The organism is Pararcticibacter amylolyticus, assembly GCF_003130405.1.
GTDB classification, from domain to species: Bacteria; Bacteroidota; Bacteroidia; order Sphingobacteriales; family Sphingobacteriaceae; genus Arcticibacter; species Arcticibacter amylolyticus.
Window position 1 is genome coordinate 74,436 of sequence record NZ_QEAS01000010.1, and the last position, 2,379, is coordinate 76,814.

The 2,379-nt window shown below is 45.0% G+C and carries 1 protein-coding gene; it reads left to right on the top strand.

Translation table 11 applies throughout. The features are described 5' to 3' along the window. Positions 1-2,377 (top strand): ABC transporter permease (locus DDR33_RS13070; RefSeq protein ID WP_202913737.1); only part of this gene is annotated, 2,377 nt, incomplete at its 5' end. Positions 2,378-2,379: the final 2 nt, after the last annotated feature.

The following is a 2,379-nucleotide window of genomic DNA, read 5'->3' on the forward strand; positions in this document are numbered from 1 at the left end:
GATTAAGAATTATATCAAAATTGCGCTGAGGAATCTTTGGAGACACAAAGGTTATTCCTTTCTGAATATCCTCGGTCTCGCCGTAGGGATGACAGCATTCTTCCTGATCTTTCTGTATGTGAGCCTTGAATTGAGCTATGATAGTTTTCATTCGAAATCTGACAGGATCTACAGACTGGTTTCTGATATCAAAACGCCCACGGAAACTTTGCGGGCAAGTGGCCCTGCCTGGGCTGTTCCTTCTCATTTAAAAGCAGATTTTCCTGAAGTCGAATCATTTGTAAGGTTCACAGGGGATAATATGCTGGTACGGAAAGACGATATAAAAGTTCAGCAGGATATCGTTTATGCAGATTCGTCTCTCTTCGGAGTGTTCGATTTTAGCCTGGTAAAAGGTAATCCGGAAACCGTGCTGAAAGATCAATTGAGCGTGGTGCTGACTGAATCCACGGCAAAAAAATATTTCGGCGATAAAGACGCACTCGGGCAAACACTGCTGATCACTTCGGATGCGCTACCCGCACGGGTTACGGGGATCATGAAAGATATACCCGTCAATTCGCAGATAAAATTTGACATGGCGATCTCTATGAGCACGCTGACAGGAAGGTTTAATCGTGAACTGGATAATCAATGGGGCAATTATGGGTTGGAAGTATATCTGCTGCTTAAACCGGGAACTGATCCGAAAGCACTCGAAAGAAAGCTGCCGGATTTCCTCAGCAGAAGAAACGGACAGGAGATGAAGGAACATCAGATGTACCCTACTCTCATCCTGGAGCCGCTGAATTATGCGTACCTGTATTCAACAAGAAACGGCAACAGCAGAGGAAACATTAAGAATGTCTATATATTCTCCGTTATCGGAATCTTCATCCTGGCCATTGCCTGTATAAATTTCATTAATCTGAGTACTGCACGTTCTGTAGAACGCGCAAAAGAAGTAGGGATCAGAAAGGTAGTAGGAGCTGCGAAGTCCCAGTTGTCAAGTCAGTTTATTGGCGAGTCAATGATCATCTGTATGTTCGCGTTTCTGCTCTCGCTGATACTCTCGGCGATTATGCTGCCCCAGTTTAACCAACTGGCTGGTAAAACAGTCAGCGAGGGAATGTTCTCGAATGTCTTCAATATCTTAATACTCTTTATTGTCTCTCTTGTCATTGGCCTGCTTGCCGGCATTTATCCGGCACTGGTACTGTCGTCATTCAAGCCGGTATCTGTCCTGAAGGGAAGATTCTCTGCTGGTACTAAAGGCATTCTTCTTCGCAAAGGCCTGGTAGTATCGCAATTTACGATATCTATAGCCCTCATCATTGCGACGGTCATTGTCTATCAGCAACTTGATTATATGCGAAGCCGTGATCTGGGATTCAACAAAGACCAGATGATCATCATTGATACGCAGGGCGACAAGGGAAAAGAAGCCTTCAAGGAATCCTTGCTCAATATTCCGGGTGTGAAGTCAGCTGCTTTGTCCTCCAGTGTCCCCGGAACAGGCAATCCCGGTGCATACTCAGAGCTGGAGAATATTAAGGGGGATCTTCAGGTCTCTAACCTGGATCTTTATTTTGTTGACTTCGACTACATCTCCCAATTCCAGCTTAAAATGGCAGCCGGACGACCGTTTTCTAAAGAATATGCTACGGATACGACACAGGCCATCATTATCAACGAAGCAGTAGTAAAGCTGTTAGGATATGCTTCCCCAAGGGATGTCATTGGGAAAAGGTTCAAACAATGGGGTCGTGAGGGAAAGATCATAGGCGTTATTAAAAACTTTAACTATAGAGGGCTGCAGCAGGAAATCAAACCTCTGACTATGCGTATTGATCCACGGGGCAGCAGCCTCGTATCAGTCAAGTTATCAGGCACTAATTTAAAAGCTACTCTGAAAGCTATCGAAGGTAAGTGGAATCAGGTTTATATGGATAAACCATTCAGCTACTTTTTTCTTGATGAACATTTCAGTAAACTTTACAGGAGTGAAGAACTATTTGGCAAGCTTTTCTTCAATTTTGCAGTGCTAGCCATCCTCATTTCCTGCCTTGGTTTATTAGGCCTTGCTTCTTACAGCACCATCCAGAGAACAAAAGAGATCGGCATCCGGAAAGTGATGGGAGCCAGTGTAACCGGCATCATCAGGCTGCTGTCGGCCGACTTTCTTCGCCTTGTAGTCATTGCCTTCATTATCTCTTCTCCCCTGTCGGGATTCCTGATGTACGGCTGGCTTAAGGATTTTGCGTACAGAATTAATATTTCATGGACTGTATTTGCCATCGCCGGAGCAGGAGCCGTTTTCATTGCAATCGCAACTGTCAGCCTGCAAGCTATCCGCGCAGCTACAACAAGTCCGGTGAAGAGCTTGAGAACGGAGTAGTT